Genomic DNA, 13,104 nt, shown 5'->3' with positions numbered 1-13,104 from the left:
ATGAGTGCAGTGATCGATGACCATGGTCATGCCGGCCATGACCACGCCCATGGCCCTGCCAAGGGCCTGATGCGCTGGGTGCTGACCACCAACCACAAGGACATCGGCACGCTGTACCTGTGGTTCAGCTTCATGATGTTCCTGCTCGGCGGCTCGTTTGCCATGGTGATCCGTGCCGAGCTGTTCCAGCCCGGGCTGCAGATCGTCGAGCCGGCGTTCTTCAACCAGATGACGACCATGCATGGCCTGGTCATGGTCTTCGGCGCGGTGATGCCGGCGTTTGTCGGCCTGGCCAACTGGATGATCCCGCTGATGATCGGCGCGCCGGACATGGCCCTGCCGCGGATGAACAACTTCAGTTTCTGGCTGCTGCCGGCAGCCTTCCTGATGCTGGTCTCGACCTTGTTCATGCCCGGTGGCGGACCAAACTTCGGTTGGACCTTCTACGCGCCGCTGTCGACCACCTACGCCCCGGAAAGCGTGACCTTTTTCATCTTCGCCATCCACCTGATGGGTATCAGTTCGATCATGGGGGCGATCAACGTGATTGCCACCATCCTCAACCTGCGCGCCCCCGGCATGACCCTGATGAAAATGCCGCTGTTCGTCTGGACCTGGCTGATCACTGCCTTCCTGCTGATCGCGGTGATGCCGGTGCTGGCCGGTTGCGTGACCATGATGCTGATGGACATCCATTTCGGCACCAGCTTCTTCAGTGCGGCCGGTGGCGGTGACCCGGTGCTGTTCCAGCATGTGTTCTGGTTCTTTGGTCACCCCGAGGTGTACATCATGATCCTGCCGGCCTTTGGTGCCGTCAGCTCGATCATTCCGACCTTTTCCCGCAAACCGCTGTTCGGCTACACCTCGATGGTCTATGCGACGGCAAGCATCGCCTTCCTGTCGTTCATCGTCTGGGCGCACCACATGTTCGTGGTGGGCATCCCGCTGGTGGGCGAGCTGTTCTTCATGTACGCCACCCTGCTGATTGCGGTACCCACCGGGGTCAAGGTGTTCAACTGGGCCAGCACCATGTGGCAGGGCTCGCTGACGTTCGAGACGCCCATGCTGTTTGCCGTGGCGTTCGTGATCCTGTTCTCGATCGGCGGTTTCTCCGGATTGATGCTGGCCATCGCGCCAGCGGACTTCCAGTACCAGGACACCTACTTCGTGGTGGCGCACTTCCACTACGTGCTGGTGCCGGGGGCGATCTTCGGGATCTTCGCGTCCGCCTACTACTGGATGCCCAAGTGGACCGGGCACATGTATGACGAGACCCTGGGCAAGCTGCATTTCTGGTTGTCCTTCATCGGCATGAACATGGCGTTTTTCCCGATGCACTTCGTCGGGCTGGCGGGCATGCCGCGCCGGATTCCGGACTACAACCTGCAGTTTGCCGATTTCAACATGGTGTCTTCGATTGGCGCCTTCATGTTTGGCGCCACGCAGATCTTCTTCCTGTTCATCGTGATCAAGACCATTCGCGGCGGCGAGCCAGCACCGGCCAAACCGTGGGATGGCGCCGAAGGCCTGGAGTGGAGCATTCCCTCGCCCGCGCCGTATCACACCTTCACCACTCCGCCGGAAGTGAAATGAACGCCCTGGCGGGTTTTTCGGGGGGGGTGGTGAATCATGGCTGATTCGATTTCCACGAAAAAACTGGTAACCCGTTTACTGCTGGTGGTGGTGGCGATGTTTGTCTTCGGGTTTGCCCTGGTGCCGATCTATGACGTGATGTGCAAGGCGCTGGGAATCAATGGCAAGACCGGCGGGCAGTATTCCGGCGAGCAGCAGGTGGACGAATCGCGCCAGGTGCGCGTGCAGTTCCTGTCCACCAACGCGATCGACATGGTCTGGGAGTTTTATCCCAAGTCCGATGACATCGTGGTCCACCCCGGTGCGGTGAACGAGATGATTTTCATCGCCCGCAACCCCAGCAGTCACCCGATGAGTGCCCAGGCGGTGCCGAGCATTTCACCTAGCGCTGCGGCGATGTATTTCCACAAGACCGAATGTTTCTGCTTTACCCAGCAAGTGCTGCAGCCCGGTCAGCAGATCGAGATGCCGGTACGTTTCATCGTTGATCGCGATATGCCCAAGGATGTGAAGCACCTGACGCTGGCTTACACGCTGTTCGATATCACCGCGCGTCATCCACCCGTGGCCGTTGCACAAAAGACCGGTGGCTAGACGTTCAAGCGTGCCCGATAAGGAGAACAATAAATGGCAACTCATGAGCATTATTACGTTCCCGCCCAAAGCAAATGGCCGATCATCGCCACCATCGGCATGTTCGTCACGGTGTTTGGCCTGGCCACCTGGTTCAACGATCTGAAGGCTGCGCGGCCTGAGTCCCACGGCCCGCTGATCTTTTTCGTCGGGGGGCTACTGCTGGCCTACATGCTGTTTGGCTGGTTTGGCGCGGTGATCAAGGAAAGTCGCGCGGGGCTGTACAGCGCCCAGCTGGATCGCTCGTTCCGCTGGGGCATGAGCTGGTTCATTTTTTCCGAGGTGATGTTCTTCATCGCGTTTTTCGGTGCGCTGTTCTACGTGCGTCACATCTCGGGGCCGGCGCTGGGCGGTGAAGGGACCAAGGGCCTCGCCCATATGCTCTGGCCGAATTTCCAGTTCGTCTGGCCGTTGCTGGAAAACCCTGACTCCAAGCTGTTCCCGCCACCCAAGGACGTCATCAGCCCGTGGGGCCTGCCCCTGCTGAACACAGTGATCCTGGTCAGCTCCAGCGTCACCGTGACCATCGCCCACCATGCCCTGAAAAAAGGCCATCGCGGGGCGCTGAAAATCTGGCTGGCGCTGACCGTGCTGCTGGGCTGCGCCTTTCTTGGCTTTCAGGCCGAGGAGTACATCCACGCCTACCACGAACTGGGCCTGACCCTGGGCTCGGGCATCTACGGCGCCACCTTCTTCATGCTCACCGGATTCCACGGCGCCCACGTGACCATCGGCACGCTGATTCTGTTCGTGATGCTGATGCGAGTGCTGCGCGGACACTTCGATGCCGAGCACCAGTTCGGCTTCGAGGCCGCGAGCTGGTACTGGCACTTTGTGGATGTGGTGTGGATCGGTCTGTTTGTTTTTGTCTACGTACTCTGAGGCACGCTACCAAGGGGCGTGAGACACCAGTTGGCCACTGAAGAAGCCCCAGGCGATCAGGCCGACGGTGAGGGCGGCGAGGCCGACACGAATGCTCAAGGCGATGACCAGGCGATGTGAGCGGCTGTCGTCCTTGACCAGAAAAAACAGGCCGCTGAACAGGCTGGCGACCGTGGCAATCAGCATCAGGACGATGGCTGCTTTGAGCATGGTGGGACTCCGGGGGAAACGCGATGCACTTGAGTATAGCTAGCTCGCCCGCTGACTTTCTGGCACGGCCATGAAGCGTTTTCGGCCGGGGCTCGTACCGACGCTGGTGGTGGCCCTGTTGCTGCCGCTACTGGTCTCGCTGGGCTTCTGGCAACTGAGTCGGGGCGCGGAAAAAAGCGCCCTGCTGCACAGCTACGCTGAGCGCCGGGTTTCCGAGCCGATGGCCAGCTCCGAGCTGCAGCACACCGAAGATCCAGCCTTCCGCCGAGTGCGTCTGCATGGCCAGTTCGATGCCGGACACAGTCTGCTGCTCGATAACCGTCAGCGCGATGGCAAGGTCGGCGTCGAGCTGCTGCAACCGTTCCAGGATCAGGCGACGGGACTCTGGCTGCTGGTCAATCGTGGCTGGCTGCCATGGCCGGATCGGCGTACACCGCCGCAATTCACCACACCGCAGGCGGTGCTGAGTCTCGATGCCTGGGTGTACGTCGCCCCCGGCGCGACCTTCCAGCTGCACGCTGACCCGAGCTCCGCGACCTGGCCACAACTGGTCACCGCAGTCGAGCCGGGCAAGCTTTGGGCGGCGCTGGGTCGTGAAGGTTTCGCCTACGAATTACGCACCGAAAGCGGGCCGGCGTCCTACCAGGCTGATTGGCCGGTGGTGGCCATGGGACCGGAAAAACACCTGGCTTATGCCGTGCAGTGGTTCGCCATGGCGATCGCCCTGCTTGGCCTTTACCTCTATCTCGGTTGGCACAACGCAAAGGAGAAACACCATGGGAGCGGCCATGAATCCACCCAGCATGTCTGAGGCGAAAACCTCATCGAGCCGGCGCAAGGGGCGCGTGCAGTTGCTGCTGATCCTGTTGGGGGTGATCGGTCCGATGGTCCTCGCCACCGGCATGTACAAATTGCAGTTCTGGGTGCCGGAGGGCCGCAGTTACCACGGCGAACTGATCGGCAACGGCCAGACCCTCGCCGACCTCGGCGTGCAGGCTAAGGAAGATCGCTGGCAGTTGCTGGTGACGGCGCCCAAGGCGTGTTCGGTGGACTGCCAGCAACTGGTGTACCTGGCGCGGCAGATCCAGATCGGCCTCGGCCGCGATGCTTCCCGCGCCAGCCATGCATTGTCGGCCGCACAACCCTTGAGCAGCGACTACGAAGCCAAGCTGGCCCGCGAATACCCGCAACTAAAGCGTTATCCCATGGACCTGACCACGTTCAGTAAAGCCACCGGGGATCAGGCTGTGCCGCAGCTGTGGATCATCGACCCCCACGGCAACCTGGTGCTGCGTTATGGCCCCACGGTCAAAGGCAAGGACCTGCTCAACGACCTGCGCCATCTGCTGAAACTGTCGAACATCGGATAAGGGCATCGTCATGGCCAAACCTGGATTTCGCCTCGCGCTGTTTGCCACCCTGCTGGCACTGATTGTCGTGTTGCTGGGTGCCTACACCCGGCTGACCCACGCTGGCCTGGGCTGCCCGGACTGGCCAGGGTGCTACGGCTTTATCAGCGTGCCGAAAAGCGAAGCCCAACTGGCGCATGCCGAACTGCATTTTCCCGACACCCCGGTGGAAGCCCACAAGGGCTGGAACGAGATGATCCACCGCTACTTCGCCGGCACCCTGGGCCTGCTGATCGTGCTGCTGGCGGCTCGCGCCTGGACCCACCGCCGGCATCCCGACCAACCCTTGAAGCTGCCGTTGTTCCTGTTGGTGGTGGTATTTGCCCAGGCCGCCTTCGGCATGTGGACGGTGACGCTCAAGCTCTGGCCACAGGTGGTGACTGGGCATCTGCTCGGCGGGTTTGCCACCTTGAGCCTGCTGTTTCTGTTGACCTTGCGCTTGTCCGGGGTGCTGCCGGCGTTGATCGTGCCGCGCCGCCTGCAGTACTGGGCAACGGCCGGTCTGTTGCTGGTGATCGGGCAGATCGCCCTGGGGGGCTGGGTCAGTTCCAACTACGCAGCGGTGGCCTGTATCGACTTCCCGACCTGCCATGGCCAGTGGCTGCCACCGGCAGATTTCGCCAACGGCTTTCACCTGACCCAACACATTGGCCCCAACTACCTGGGCGGGCAGTTGGACAGCGATGCGCGCACGGCCATCCACCTCACTCACCGGATCGGTGCCTTGCTGGTGACCCTGGTGTTGCTGGGCCTGGCCTGGCAACTGAAGGGGGTCGGCATGACCCGCCTCGCCGGCCTGGTGCTGGTGGCCCTGGCGGCGCAAATCAGCCTGGGCATCAGCAACGTGCTGTTCCATCTGCCCCTGCCGGTCGCCGTGGCCCACAACGCTGGTGGCGCGGCGTTGTTGCTGTGTCTGGTGCTGGTCAACTATCACGCCCGAACCAGTCTGGTCCGGGTCAAGCAGCCGACGCTGCGACGCTGGCGCTTCAGCCCCCGTAAACCTGCGGCCGGGCCCATAACAATAAAAGGAGAAATGCCATGGCGACTCTGATTGGCGAACGGCCCAGCCAGGCGATCTGGCGCGACTACCTGGAGCTGACCAAGCCCAAGGTGGTGGTATTGATGCTGATCACCTCGCTGGTCGGCATGTTCCTCGCCACCCGTGCGGGCGTGCCCTGGACTGTGCTGGTGTTCGGTAACCTGGGCATCGCCTTGTGTGCCGGGGGCGCGGCGGCGGTCAATCATGTGGTGGACCGACGGATCGATGCGGTCATGGCCCGCACCCATAAGCGGCCGCTGGCCGAAGGCCGGGTGTCACCCGCTGCGGCGCTGACCTTCGCCCTGGTCCTGGCGCTGAGTGGCCAGGCGTTGCTGCTGGCGTTCACCAATCCGTTGACGGCCTGGCTGACCCTCGCCTCCTTGCTGGGTTATGCGGTGATCTACACCGGCTTCCTCAAGCGTGCGACGCCGCAGAACATCGTCATTGGCGGCCTGGCCGGTGCCGCCCCACCCTTGCTCGGCTGGGTTGCCACCACCGGGCACATCAGCGCAGAGCCTCTGCTGCTGGTGCTGATCATCTTCGCCTGGACCCCGCCACACTTCTGGGCGCTGGCAATCCACCGCAAGGAGGAGTACGCCAAGGCCGATATCCCGATGTTGCCGGTGACTCATGGCGAGCACTACACCAAGGTCCACATCCTGCTCTACACCTGCGTGCTGTTGGCGGTGAGCCTGATGCCGTACGTGATCCACATGAGCGGCCTGCTGTACCTGGCCTGTGCACTGGGGCTGGGTGCGAGGTTTCTGCAATGGGCCGTGGTGCTGTACCGTGGCACTCGGCCGCACGCGGCGATCAACACCTTCAAGTACTCTATTTACTACTTGTTCCTGCTGTTTATCGCCCTGCTCGTAGACCATTACCTAATGTTGAACCTATGACTCGAACCCAGAAAACCGTCTTCATCCTTGTTGCCCTGATCGCGCTGGTCCTGGGGCTGACCATCAACAAGGTACTGTCCGGCAAAGGCCAGGGCGACCCGACTGCGCTGATCGACGCCGGTATCATCCTGCTGCCGCAAAGCCGCACCTTGCCTGCCCTGCAGATGACCAACCAGGATGGCCAGCCGGTGATGGTCAACGAGTTGAAAGGCAAATGGAGCCTGCTGTTCTTCGGCTACACCTTCTGCCCGGACATCTGCCCGACCACCCTGGCCCAGTTGCGGCAGATCAAGAGCGAGCTGCCGGCGGATGCGGTCGACAAGTTGCAGATCATCCTGGTCAGCGTCGACCCCCATCGCGATACCCCCCAGCAGCTCAAGCAGTACCTGGGCTACTTCGATCCGCAATTCATCGGCCTGACCCCGACTTCGGTCGAGGAGCTGCAAAAAGTCGCCAACGCGGTGAGTATTCCGTTCATCCCGGCGGATACCAGCAAGCCCAACTACACCGTCGACCACAGCGGCAACCTCGCCGTCATCGGCCCGGACGGCACCCAGCGTGGCTTCATTCGCGCGCCGCTGAACAACGCGAAGCTGGTGGCGCAATTGCCGGTGATGCTCAAGCGGCAGTGACACCCGCCCCCGCAAGGGCGAGTGTTTCGGGCAAAAAAAGGGGCGCAATCAATGCGCCCCTTTTGTTTACCGTGTGACCTCAGATCAGAACGCTGGCAGTACCGCGCCTTTGTACTTCTCCAGGATGAAGGCTTTCACTTCTGGAGTGTGCAGGGCCGCTACCAGCTTCTTCATGGCATCGCTGTTCTTGTCGTCTTCACGCGCCACCAAGATGTTCACGTAAGGCGAGTCCTTGCCTTCGATGGTCAGCGCGTCCTTGGACGGGTCCAGCTTGGCTTCCAGGGCGTAGTTGGTGTTGATCAGCGCCAGGTCGACCTGGGTCAGGACGCGCGGGATGGTCGCCGCTTCCAGTTCGCGGAATTTCAGGCCCTTGTTGTTCTCGGCGATGTCCTTGACGGTCGACAGGATGTTGGTCGAGTCCTTCAGCTTGATCACGCCAGCCTTGTCCAGCAGCAAAAGGGCGCGGCCGCCGTTGGTGGCGTCGTTCGGGATGACCACGGTGGCGCCGCCAGGCAGATCGGCCAGGGTCTTGAACTTGCTGGAGTAAGCGCCCAGCGGCTCGATGTGCACGCCCGCCACGCTCAACAGGTGAGTACCCTTGGCCTTGTTGAATTCATCGAGGTACGGCTGGTGCTGGAAGAAGTTGGCGTCCAGGCGTTTTTCCGCGACCTGTACGTTGGGTTGCACGTAGTCGGTGAAGACCTTGACCTTCAAGTCCACGCCTTCCTTGGCCAGGGCCGGCTTCACGAACTCAAGGATTTCCGCATGCGGCACCGGGCTGGCGGCCACGGTCAGGGTTTCGGCGGCCTGGGCAGAGAACGCGGCAACGGCAGCGAACGCGACGAGTAGTTTTTTCATCCGGCAAACTCCTTGTGAAGCGCCCTTTCGGGCGCCTGCCAGCGTGATGCCGGCGATTGCATTTATTTTCGGGAAAAGTGCACCACCAGCTTATCGCCGACGGTTTGCAGCACCTGGACCAGCACCAGCAGCAACACCACGGTCACTACCATCACGTCCGTCTGGAAGCGTTGGTAACCGAAGCGGATCGCCAGGTCACCCAGGCCACCGGCGCCGACCACACCGGCCATCGCCGTGTAGGACACCAGTGTGATGGCCGTCACCGTGATCGCCGCAAAGATGCCTGGGCGCGCTTCCGGCAGCAAGGCATTGGTGATGATCTGACGGGTGCTGGCGCCCATGGCCTGGGTCGCTTCGATGATGCCGCGATCAACTTCACGCAGGGCGGTTTCCACCAGCCGCGCAAAGAATGGCGTGGCACCCACCACCAGCGGTGGGATCGCGCCGCCGACCCCCAGCGAGGTGCCGGTAATCAGTACGGTGAACGGGATCATCACAATCAGCAGAATGATGAACGGCAGCGAGCGCAGGATGTTGACGATCAGCGACAGCAGCGCGTAGACGCCCTTGGCTTCAAGCAACTGGCGCGGGCTGCACAGGAACAACAGCACGCCCAGTGGCAGGCCCAGCAAGACGGTGAACAGCAGCGAGCCACCGAGCATCAGCAGGGTGTCGCCGGTGGCCAGCCAGATTTCATACCAGTCGATATTGGCGAAGAAACTTGTCAGCAGTTCCATTAGCGCAGCACCTCCATGTGGACATCGGCTGCGGTGAAGTGGGCAAAGGCCGCTTCCATGTCACCGCCCGTGATGGCCAGGGTCAGTTGCCCGTAAGGGACGTCTTTGATGCGGTCGATGCGGCCGGCGAGGATGCTGTAGTCCACCCCCGTTTCGCGGGCAACGGTGCCCAGCAGCGGCGCGTAGGTGGCTTCGCCCTGGAAGGTCAGGCGCACGATGCGGCCCGGTACGTGGGCGAAGTCATCGCGCTGTTCGCTTTCATCGACTTGCTCGTCTTCCTGGACGAAGCGCTTGGTGGTCGGGTGCTTGGGGTGCAGGAAAACCTGGGCAACCGGGCCTTGCTCGACGATCACGCCAGCGTCCATCACGGCCACCTGGTCGCAGACCCGGCGAATCACGTCCATTTCGTGGGTGATGAGCACGATGGTCAGATTCAGCTCACGGTTGATCTCGGCCAGCAGTTGCAGGACCGACGCCGTGGTTTGCGGGTCCAGGGCACTGGTGGCCTCGTCGCACAGCAGGATCTTCGGCTTGGTTGCCAGGGCGCGGGCGATGCCTACGCGCTGCTTCTGGCCACCGGACAACTGCGCCGGGTACTTTCTGGCGTGGTCGGACAGGCCCACCCGCGCCAGCAACTCGGCCACGCGCCGGTCGATGTCGGCGCGTGACAGTTCACCGGCCAGGGTCAGTGGCAGCGCCACGTTGTCGGCCACCGTCTTGGAGGCCAGCAGGTTGAAGTGCTGGAAGATCATCCCGACTTGCTGACGGAAACGGCGCAGCGCATTGGCGTCCAGCGCAGTGACTTCCTCGCCATCGACGAAGATCTTGCCGCCACTGGAGTCTTCCAGGCGGTTGATCAGACGCAGCAGGGTACTTTTTCCCGCGCCGGAATGGCCGATCAGGCCAAACACCTGGCCGTTCTCAATCGTCAGACTGGTCGGGTGCAGGGCGGGAATATCCCTACCGGCAACGCGGTAGGTTTTATGGACGTTTTGAAACTCGATCACGTAGCGAACCTTGTGGGGCGCGTTAGAAAAGGATCAGCGGTTAGCCGGGCGCGCATTTTAGCCTGTCCGTATAGAGGTTCTTAGCATTTATTTCGTATTCATCCTTTCATTTGGCAATAACGCGATCAAAGGTCATAAAAAAGGAACGGCCCGATTCCACGTCAGTCACTACTTCAGCACTGAAAAACACCCGGGACCGTGCCTGGGGACTTAGCTCATGGATCTCGCCCTATGCGCGAATCCCCATCGAGGAGTTCAGCACTGATGAGTACCAAAAAACCTGACGCCGGCAAGAGCCAACTGGCCGGCACCGATACCCTGGACCGCGCCAACAGCAACGCCAAGCTGCAAAGCCTGGAAGCCTTTCGTTCGGACGCCAGCGAGCAGGCGCTGCGCACCAATCAGGGGGTCAAGGTCGCCGACAACCAGAATAGCCTGAAGGCTGGCGCGCGCGGGCCTTCGCTGCTCGAAGACTTCATCATGCGGGAAAAGATTACCCACTTTGACCATGAGCGGATTCCCGAGCGCATCGTGCATGCCCGGGGTACCGGGGCCCATGGCTTCTTTCAGAGTTACGAGAACCACGCCGAGCTCGACCAAGGCCGGTTTCCTACAGGACCCCGGGCATAAAACTCCGGTGTTCGTGCGATTTTCTACGGTGCAGGGCCCGCGTGGCTCCGGCGATACCGTGCGGGATGTGCGTGGGTTCGCGGTGAAGTTCTTCACCGAGCAAGGCAACTTCGATCTGGTCGGCAACAACATGCCGGTATTTTTCATCCAGGACGCCATCAAGTTTCCCGACTTCGTCCACGCCGTAAAACCCGAACCGCACAACGAAATACCGACCGGTGGTTCGGCGCACGATACGTTCTGGGATTTTGTTTCGTTGCAGCCGGAGTCGGCGCACATGGTGATCTGGGCCATGTCCGATCGGGCGATTCCCAAAAGCCTGCGCAGCATGCAGGGCTTTGGCGTCCACACCTTCCGCCTGATCAATGCGGCCGGGAAGTCGCGTTTTGTGAAGTTCCACTGGCGCCCCACCGCAGGCACCTGCTCGCTGGTGTGGGACGAAGCCCAGAAGCTTGCGGGCAAAGACACCGACTATCATCGCCGCGACCTGTGGGACGCCATCGAGATGGGCGACTACCCCGAGTGGGAACTGGGGGTTCAAGTCATCGAGGAGGAAAACGAGCATGCCTTCGATTTCGACATTCTCGACCCCACCAAGCTGATTCCCGAGGAGTTGGTGCCGATCACCCCGCTCGGCAAAATGGTGCTCAACCGCAACCCGGACAACTTTTTCGCCGAAACCGAGCAGGTTGCGTTCTGCCCTGGGCATATCGTGCCGGGGATCGATTTCTCCAATGACCCGTTGCTGCAAGGCCGGCTATTTTCCTACACCGACACGCAGATCAGCCGACTCGGCGGACCGAACTTTCACGAGATACCCATCAATCGCCCGATCGCCCCGTTCCACAACGGCCAGCGTGATGCGTTGCACCGCACCACCATCGACAAGGGCCGGGCGGCCTATGAGCCGAACTCCATCGATGGCGGCTGGCCGAAAGAAACCCCGGCGGCGGCCAGCGATGGCGGCTTCGAGAGCTACCCCGAGCGTATCGACGCCAACAAGATCCGCCAGCGCAGCGAATCCTTCAGCGATCACTTCTCCCAGGCCCGGCTGTTCTTCCACAGCATGAGCACGCACGAGCAGGAGCACATCATCGCCGCCTACAGCTTCGAACTGGGCAAGGTCGAGCGTGAGTTCATCCGGGCGCGGGAGGTCAATGAAATCCTCGCTAACATCGACCTGGATCTGGCGGGGCGTGTGGCGCAGAACCTCGGCCTGCCGGCACCCAAGGCGGGCACGGTGCCAGTGCGCAAAACCGCGCTGGAGCGCTCCCCTGCGCTCAGTCAGGCAAATTTGTTGCCGGAAAATATCAAGACTCGCAAAGTTGCGATTCTGGCGGCCAACGGCGTCGATGGTGCGGCGATCGATGCGATGAAAAAAGCCCTGAAGGCCGAGGGCGCGCACGCCAAGCTGTTGGGGCCGACGTCGGCGCCCGTGAAAACCGCGGATGGCAAAAGCCTGTCGGTGGATGGGTCCATGGAAGGGTTGCCGTCGGTGGCCTTCGATGCGGTGTTCGTGCCGGGTGGCGCGGCGTCAATCAAGGCGTTGAGTACCGATGGCGTGGCGTTGCACTACCTGTTGGAGGCGTACAAGCACCTCAAGGCGATCGCGCTGCAGGGCGAGGCCAAACAATTGCTCGATGTGTTGAAACTGCAGGCGGATGCCGGGCTGGTGGTGGGCGCGGGTGCCAGTTTGACCAAGGGGTTCTTTGCCGCGATCGGGCAACATCGGGTGTGGGACCGTGAGGCGAAGGCCAAGGCGGTGCCGGCTTAGGCAAATAGATCACGTTCGCTGACGAACCCGCTTGCGGCTCGCCAGCGAACGGCGATATCAGTCTTTGCGGGGCGCCAGGACCATTTGCGCCGGAATGTGGCGCAGGATCTGCCGCTCGATCTTCAGGTCAAAATCGGGGTCGAGTTTCTTCACCCGCTTGCTCAGCAAAGTGGCCAGCCACGGGTAGTCCTGAGTGCGGGGTGCCTGGATGCTGACGTCACACTGGTAATTCACTACATCGGCGGCAATCGCGTCCAGTTGACGCCGAAGTTGCCGGCTATCGGTGATGTTCAGTGCCACGGTGGTGCTTTCGGCGGTTGGGTCGATGACCTTGGCCTGGGGCTTGGCGGCGGCAGCCAGGAGGGCGGCCTCGGCTTTTTCCAGCTCGGCTTTACGGGCCTCGGTAATGGCGCCGTTGACGCCACCGGTCAGTGCTGGCGCCTTGGGCATCAGCACCCGTGCGCGGCTGAGGGCAGTGGCTGCGGCGTTGACATCACCCTTTTGCAGGACGATCTGGCTGCGCTGCAAATAGGCTTCGGCCAATTGGCGCTGATATTGCTCCAGGGACTGGTCGTTGGGCGATTGCGCCTGCAAGGTCGCCAGTTGACCTTCAGCGGTGGCCAGTTCGTTGCTGGCCAGGCTTTGTTCCAGCTGGGCAATCGCTGTCGCCCGCGCGTCCGGGACTTCGGGCGCAGGCGGCGTGCTTTGGCAGGCGCCCAGTAGCAAAAATGCAACAAGGAGCAGATAACGGGAGGCGAACGGCTTCATTCCTGCGACTCTCTGATTGCGCAAAAAACGAGC

13 protein-coding genes and 1 pseudogene are annotated in these 13,104 nt (G+C 61.6%); 9 read left to right on the top strand and 5 right to left on the bottom strand.

Features of this window, described 5'->3' with window-relative positions; translation table 11 throughout:
• Genes ctaD through Q1W70_RS09775 form a run of 3 tightly spaced genes read left to right on the top strand, consistent with a single transcriptional unit; the run spans window position 1 to window position 3,108 of the window.
• The gene (gene ctaD / locus Q1W70_RS09785; RefSeq protein ID WP_095165123.1) at window positions 1-1,593 is read left to right on the top strand and encodes a cytochrome c oxidase subunit I; all 1,593 of its coding nucleotides are present in this window, start codon (window positions 1-3) and stop codon (window positions 1,591-1,593) included.
• A 36-nt stretch (window positions 1,594-1,629) separates the two neighbouring features.
• The gene (locus tag Q1W70_RS09780; RefSeq protein ID WP_166588937.1) at window positions 1,630-2,187 is read left to right on the top strand and encodes a cytochrome c oxidase assembly protein; all 558 of its coding nucleotides are present in this window, start codon (window positions 1,630-1,632) and stop codon (window positions 2,185-2,187) included.
• Between the two features lie 33 nt (window positions 2,188-2,220).
• The gene (locus tag Q1W70_RS09775) at window positions 2,221-3,108 is read left to right on the top strand and encodes a cytochrome c oxidase subunit 3 (RefSeq protein ID WP_166588938.1); all 888 of its coding nucleotides are present in this window, start codon (window positions 2,221-2,223) and stop codon (window positions 3,106-3,108) included.
• A gap of 6 nt (window positions 3,109-3,114) precedes the next feature.
• Here the strand turns inward: Q1W70_RS09775 and Q1W70_RS09770 are convergent, their stop codons facing one another.
• Window positions 3,115-3,318 carry a twin transmembrane helix small protein gene (locus Q1W70_RS09770; protein WP_166588939.1) on the bottom strand — a complete coding sequence of 68 codons (204 nt, stop codon included), beginning with the start codon at window positions 3,316-3,318 and terminating at the stop codon, window positions 3,115-3,117.
• Between the two features lie 70 nt (window positions 3,319-3,388).
• Between Q1W70_RS09770 and Q1W70_RS09765 the strand changes: the two genes are divergently transcribed.
• From Q1W70_RS09765 to Q1W70_RS09745, 5 genes are read left to right on the top strand one after another with little or no spacing between them, the layout of a single operon-like run.
• Window positions 3,389-4,129, top strand: coding sequence for an SURF1 family protein (locus Q1W70_RS09765; protein ID WP_166588940.1), 741 nt, complete (start codon window positions 3,389-3,391; stop codon window positions 4,127-4,129).
• Window positions 4,095-4,688: a PA_0111/PP_0108 family redox-active disulfide protein gene (locus Q1W70_RS09760; protein WP_166588941.1), complete on the top strand. Its 594-nt coding sequence runs from the start codon at window positions 4,095-4,097 to the stop codon at window positions 4,686-4,688. The genes Q1W70_RS09765 and Q1W70_RS09760 overlap by 35 nt, the downstream gene beginning before the upstream one ends.
• 10 nt (window positions 4,689-4,698) lie before the next feature.
• On the top strand, window positions 4,699-5,778 hold the full coding sequence (locus Q1W70_RS09755) for a COX15/CtaA family protein (RefSeq protein ID WP_166588942.1): 1,080 nt from the start codon (window positions 4,699-4,701) through the stop codon (window positions 5,776-5,778).
• Window positions 5,766-6,665: a heme o synthase gene (cyoE, locus tag Q1W70_RS09750; RefSeq protein ID WP_166588943.1), complete on the top strand. Its 900-nt coding sequence runs from the start codon at window positions 5,766-5,768 to the stop codon at window positions 6,663-6,665. The genes Q1W70_RS09755 and cyoE overlap by 13 nt, the downstream gene beginning before the upstream one ends.
• The gene (locus Q1W70_RS09745; RefSeq protein ID WP_166588944.1) at window positions 6,662-7,297 is read left to right on the top strand and encodes an SCO family protein; all 636 of its coding nucleotides are present in this window, start codon (window positions 6,662-6,664) and stop codon (window positions 7,295-7,297) included. Before cyoE ends, Q1W70_RS09745 begins: the two co-directional genes overlap by 4 nt.
• 84 nt (window positions 7,298-7,381) lie before the next feature.
• Here Q1W70_RS09745 and Q1W70_RS09740 read toward each other — a convergent pair whose 3' ends face one another.
• The 3 genes from Q1W70_RS09740 to Q1W70_RS09730 all read right to left on the bottom strand — a co-directional run bounded on the left by Q1W70_RS09740 (window position 7,382) and on the right by Q1W70_RS09730 (window position 9,899).
• Window positions 7,382-8,155, bottom strand: coding sequence for a MetQ/NlpA family ABC transporter substrate-binding protein (locus Q1W70_RS09740; protein WP_166588945.1), 774 nt, complete (start codon window positions 8,153-8,155; stop codon window positions 7,382-7,384).
• 62 nt (window positions 8,156-8,217) lie between these two features.
• On the bottom strand, window positions 8,218-8,892 hold the full coding sequence (locus Q1W70_RS09735; protein ID WP_095165135.1) for a methionine ABC transporter permease: 675 nt from the start codon (window positions 8,890-8,892) through the stop codon (window positions 8,218-8,220).
• Window positions 8,892-9,899 carry a methionine ABC transporter ATP-binding protein gene (locus tag Q1W70_RS09730; protein WP_166588946.1) on the bottom strand — a complete coding sequence of 336 codons (1,008 nt, stop codon included), beginning with the start codon at window positions 9,897-9,899 and terminating at the stop codon, window positions 8,892-8,894. The genes Q1W70_RS09735 and Q1W70_RS09730 overlap by 1 nt, the downstream gene beginning before the upstream one ends.
• Window positions 9,900-10,163: 264 nt before the next feature.
• On the opposite strand from Q1W70_RS09730, the pseudogene katE reads away from it, so the two are divergent.
• Window positions 10,164-12,303, top strand: a pseudogene (gene katE / locus Q1W70_RS09725) (catalase HPII).
• Between the two features lie 57 nt (window positions 12,304-12,360).
• On the opposite strand, the gene Q1W70_RS09720 reads toward katE, so the two are convergent.
• The gene (locus Q1W70_RS09720) at window positions 12,361-13,071 is read right to left on the bottom strand and encodes a PA5502 family lipoprotein (protein WP_166588948.1); all 711 of its coding nucleotides are present in this window, start codon (window positions 13,069-13,071) and stop codon (window positions 12,361-12,363) included.
• Between the last annotated feature and the right edge of the window lie 33 nt (window positions 13,072-13,104).

It is taken from the genome of Pseudomonas kielensis (assembly GCF_030505375.1).
Classification (GTDB): Bacteria; Pseudomonadota; Gammaproteobacteria; order Pseudomonadales; family Pseudomonadaceae; genus Aquipseudomonas; species Aquipseudomonas kielensis.
Note: the sequence above shows the minus strand (reverse complement) of the source record. Positions and strands in the feature narration are given on the sequence as shown.

Bases quoted from the DNA above. Each gene is read 5' to 3' on its own strand.
- ctaD (WP_095165123.1), top strand. From the start codon at position 1: ATGAGTGCAGTGATCGATGACCATGGTCATGCCGGCCATGACCACGCC.
- Q1W70_RS09780 (WP_166588937.1), top strand. From the start codon at position 1,630: ATGGCTGATTCGATTTCCACGAAAAAACTGGTAACCCGTTTACTGCTG.
- Q1W70_RS09775 (WP_166588938.1), top strand. From the start codon at position 2,221: ATGGCAACTCATGAGCATTATTACGTTCCCGCCCAAAGCAAATGGCCG.
- Q1W70_RS09770 (WP_166588939.1), bottom strand. From the start codon at position 3,318: ATGCTCAAAGCAGCCATCGTCCTGATGCTGATTGCCACGGTCGCCAGC.
- Q1W70_RS09765 (WP_166588940.1), top strand. From the start codon at position 3,389: ATGAAGCGTTTTCGGCCGGGGCTCGTACCGACGCTGGTGGTGGCCCTG.
- Q1W70_RS09760 (WP_166588941.1), top strand. From the start codon at position 4,095: ATGGGAGCGGCCATGAATCCACCCAGCATGTCTGAGGCGAAAACCTCA.
- Q1W70_RS09755 (WP_166588942.1), top strand. From the start codon at position 4,699: ATGGCCAAACCTGGATTTCGCCTCGCGCTGTTTGCCACCCTGCTGGCA.
- cyoE (WP_166588943.1), top strand. From the start codon at position 5,766: ATGGCGACTCTGATTGGCGAACGGCCCAGCCAGGCGATCTGGCGCGAC.
- Q1W70_RS09745 (WP_166588944.1), top strand. From the start codon at position 6,662: ATGACTCGAACCCAGAAAACCGTCTTCATCCTTGTTGCCCTGATCGCG.
- Q1W70_RS09740 (WP_166588945.1), bottom strand. From the start codon at position 8,155: ATGAAAAAACTACTCGTCGCGTTCGCTGCCGTTGCCGCGTTCTCTGCC.
- Q1W70_RS09735 (WP_095165135.1), bottom strand. From the start codon at position 8,892: ATGGAACTGCTGACAAGTTTCTTCGCCAATATCGACTGGTATGAAATC.
- Q1W70_RS09720 (WP_166588948.1), bottom strand. From the start codon at position 13,071: ATGAAGCCGTTCGCCTCCCGTTATCTGCTCCTTGTTGCATTTTTGCTA.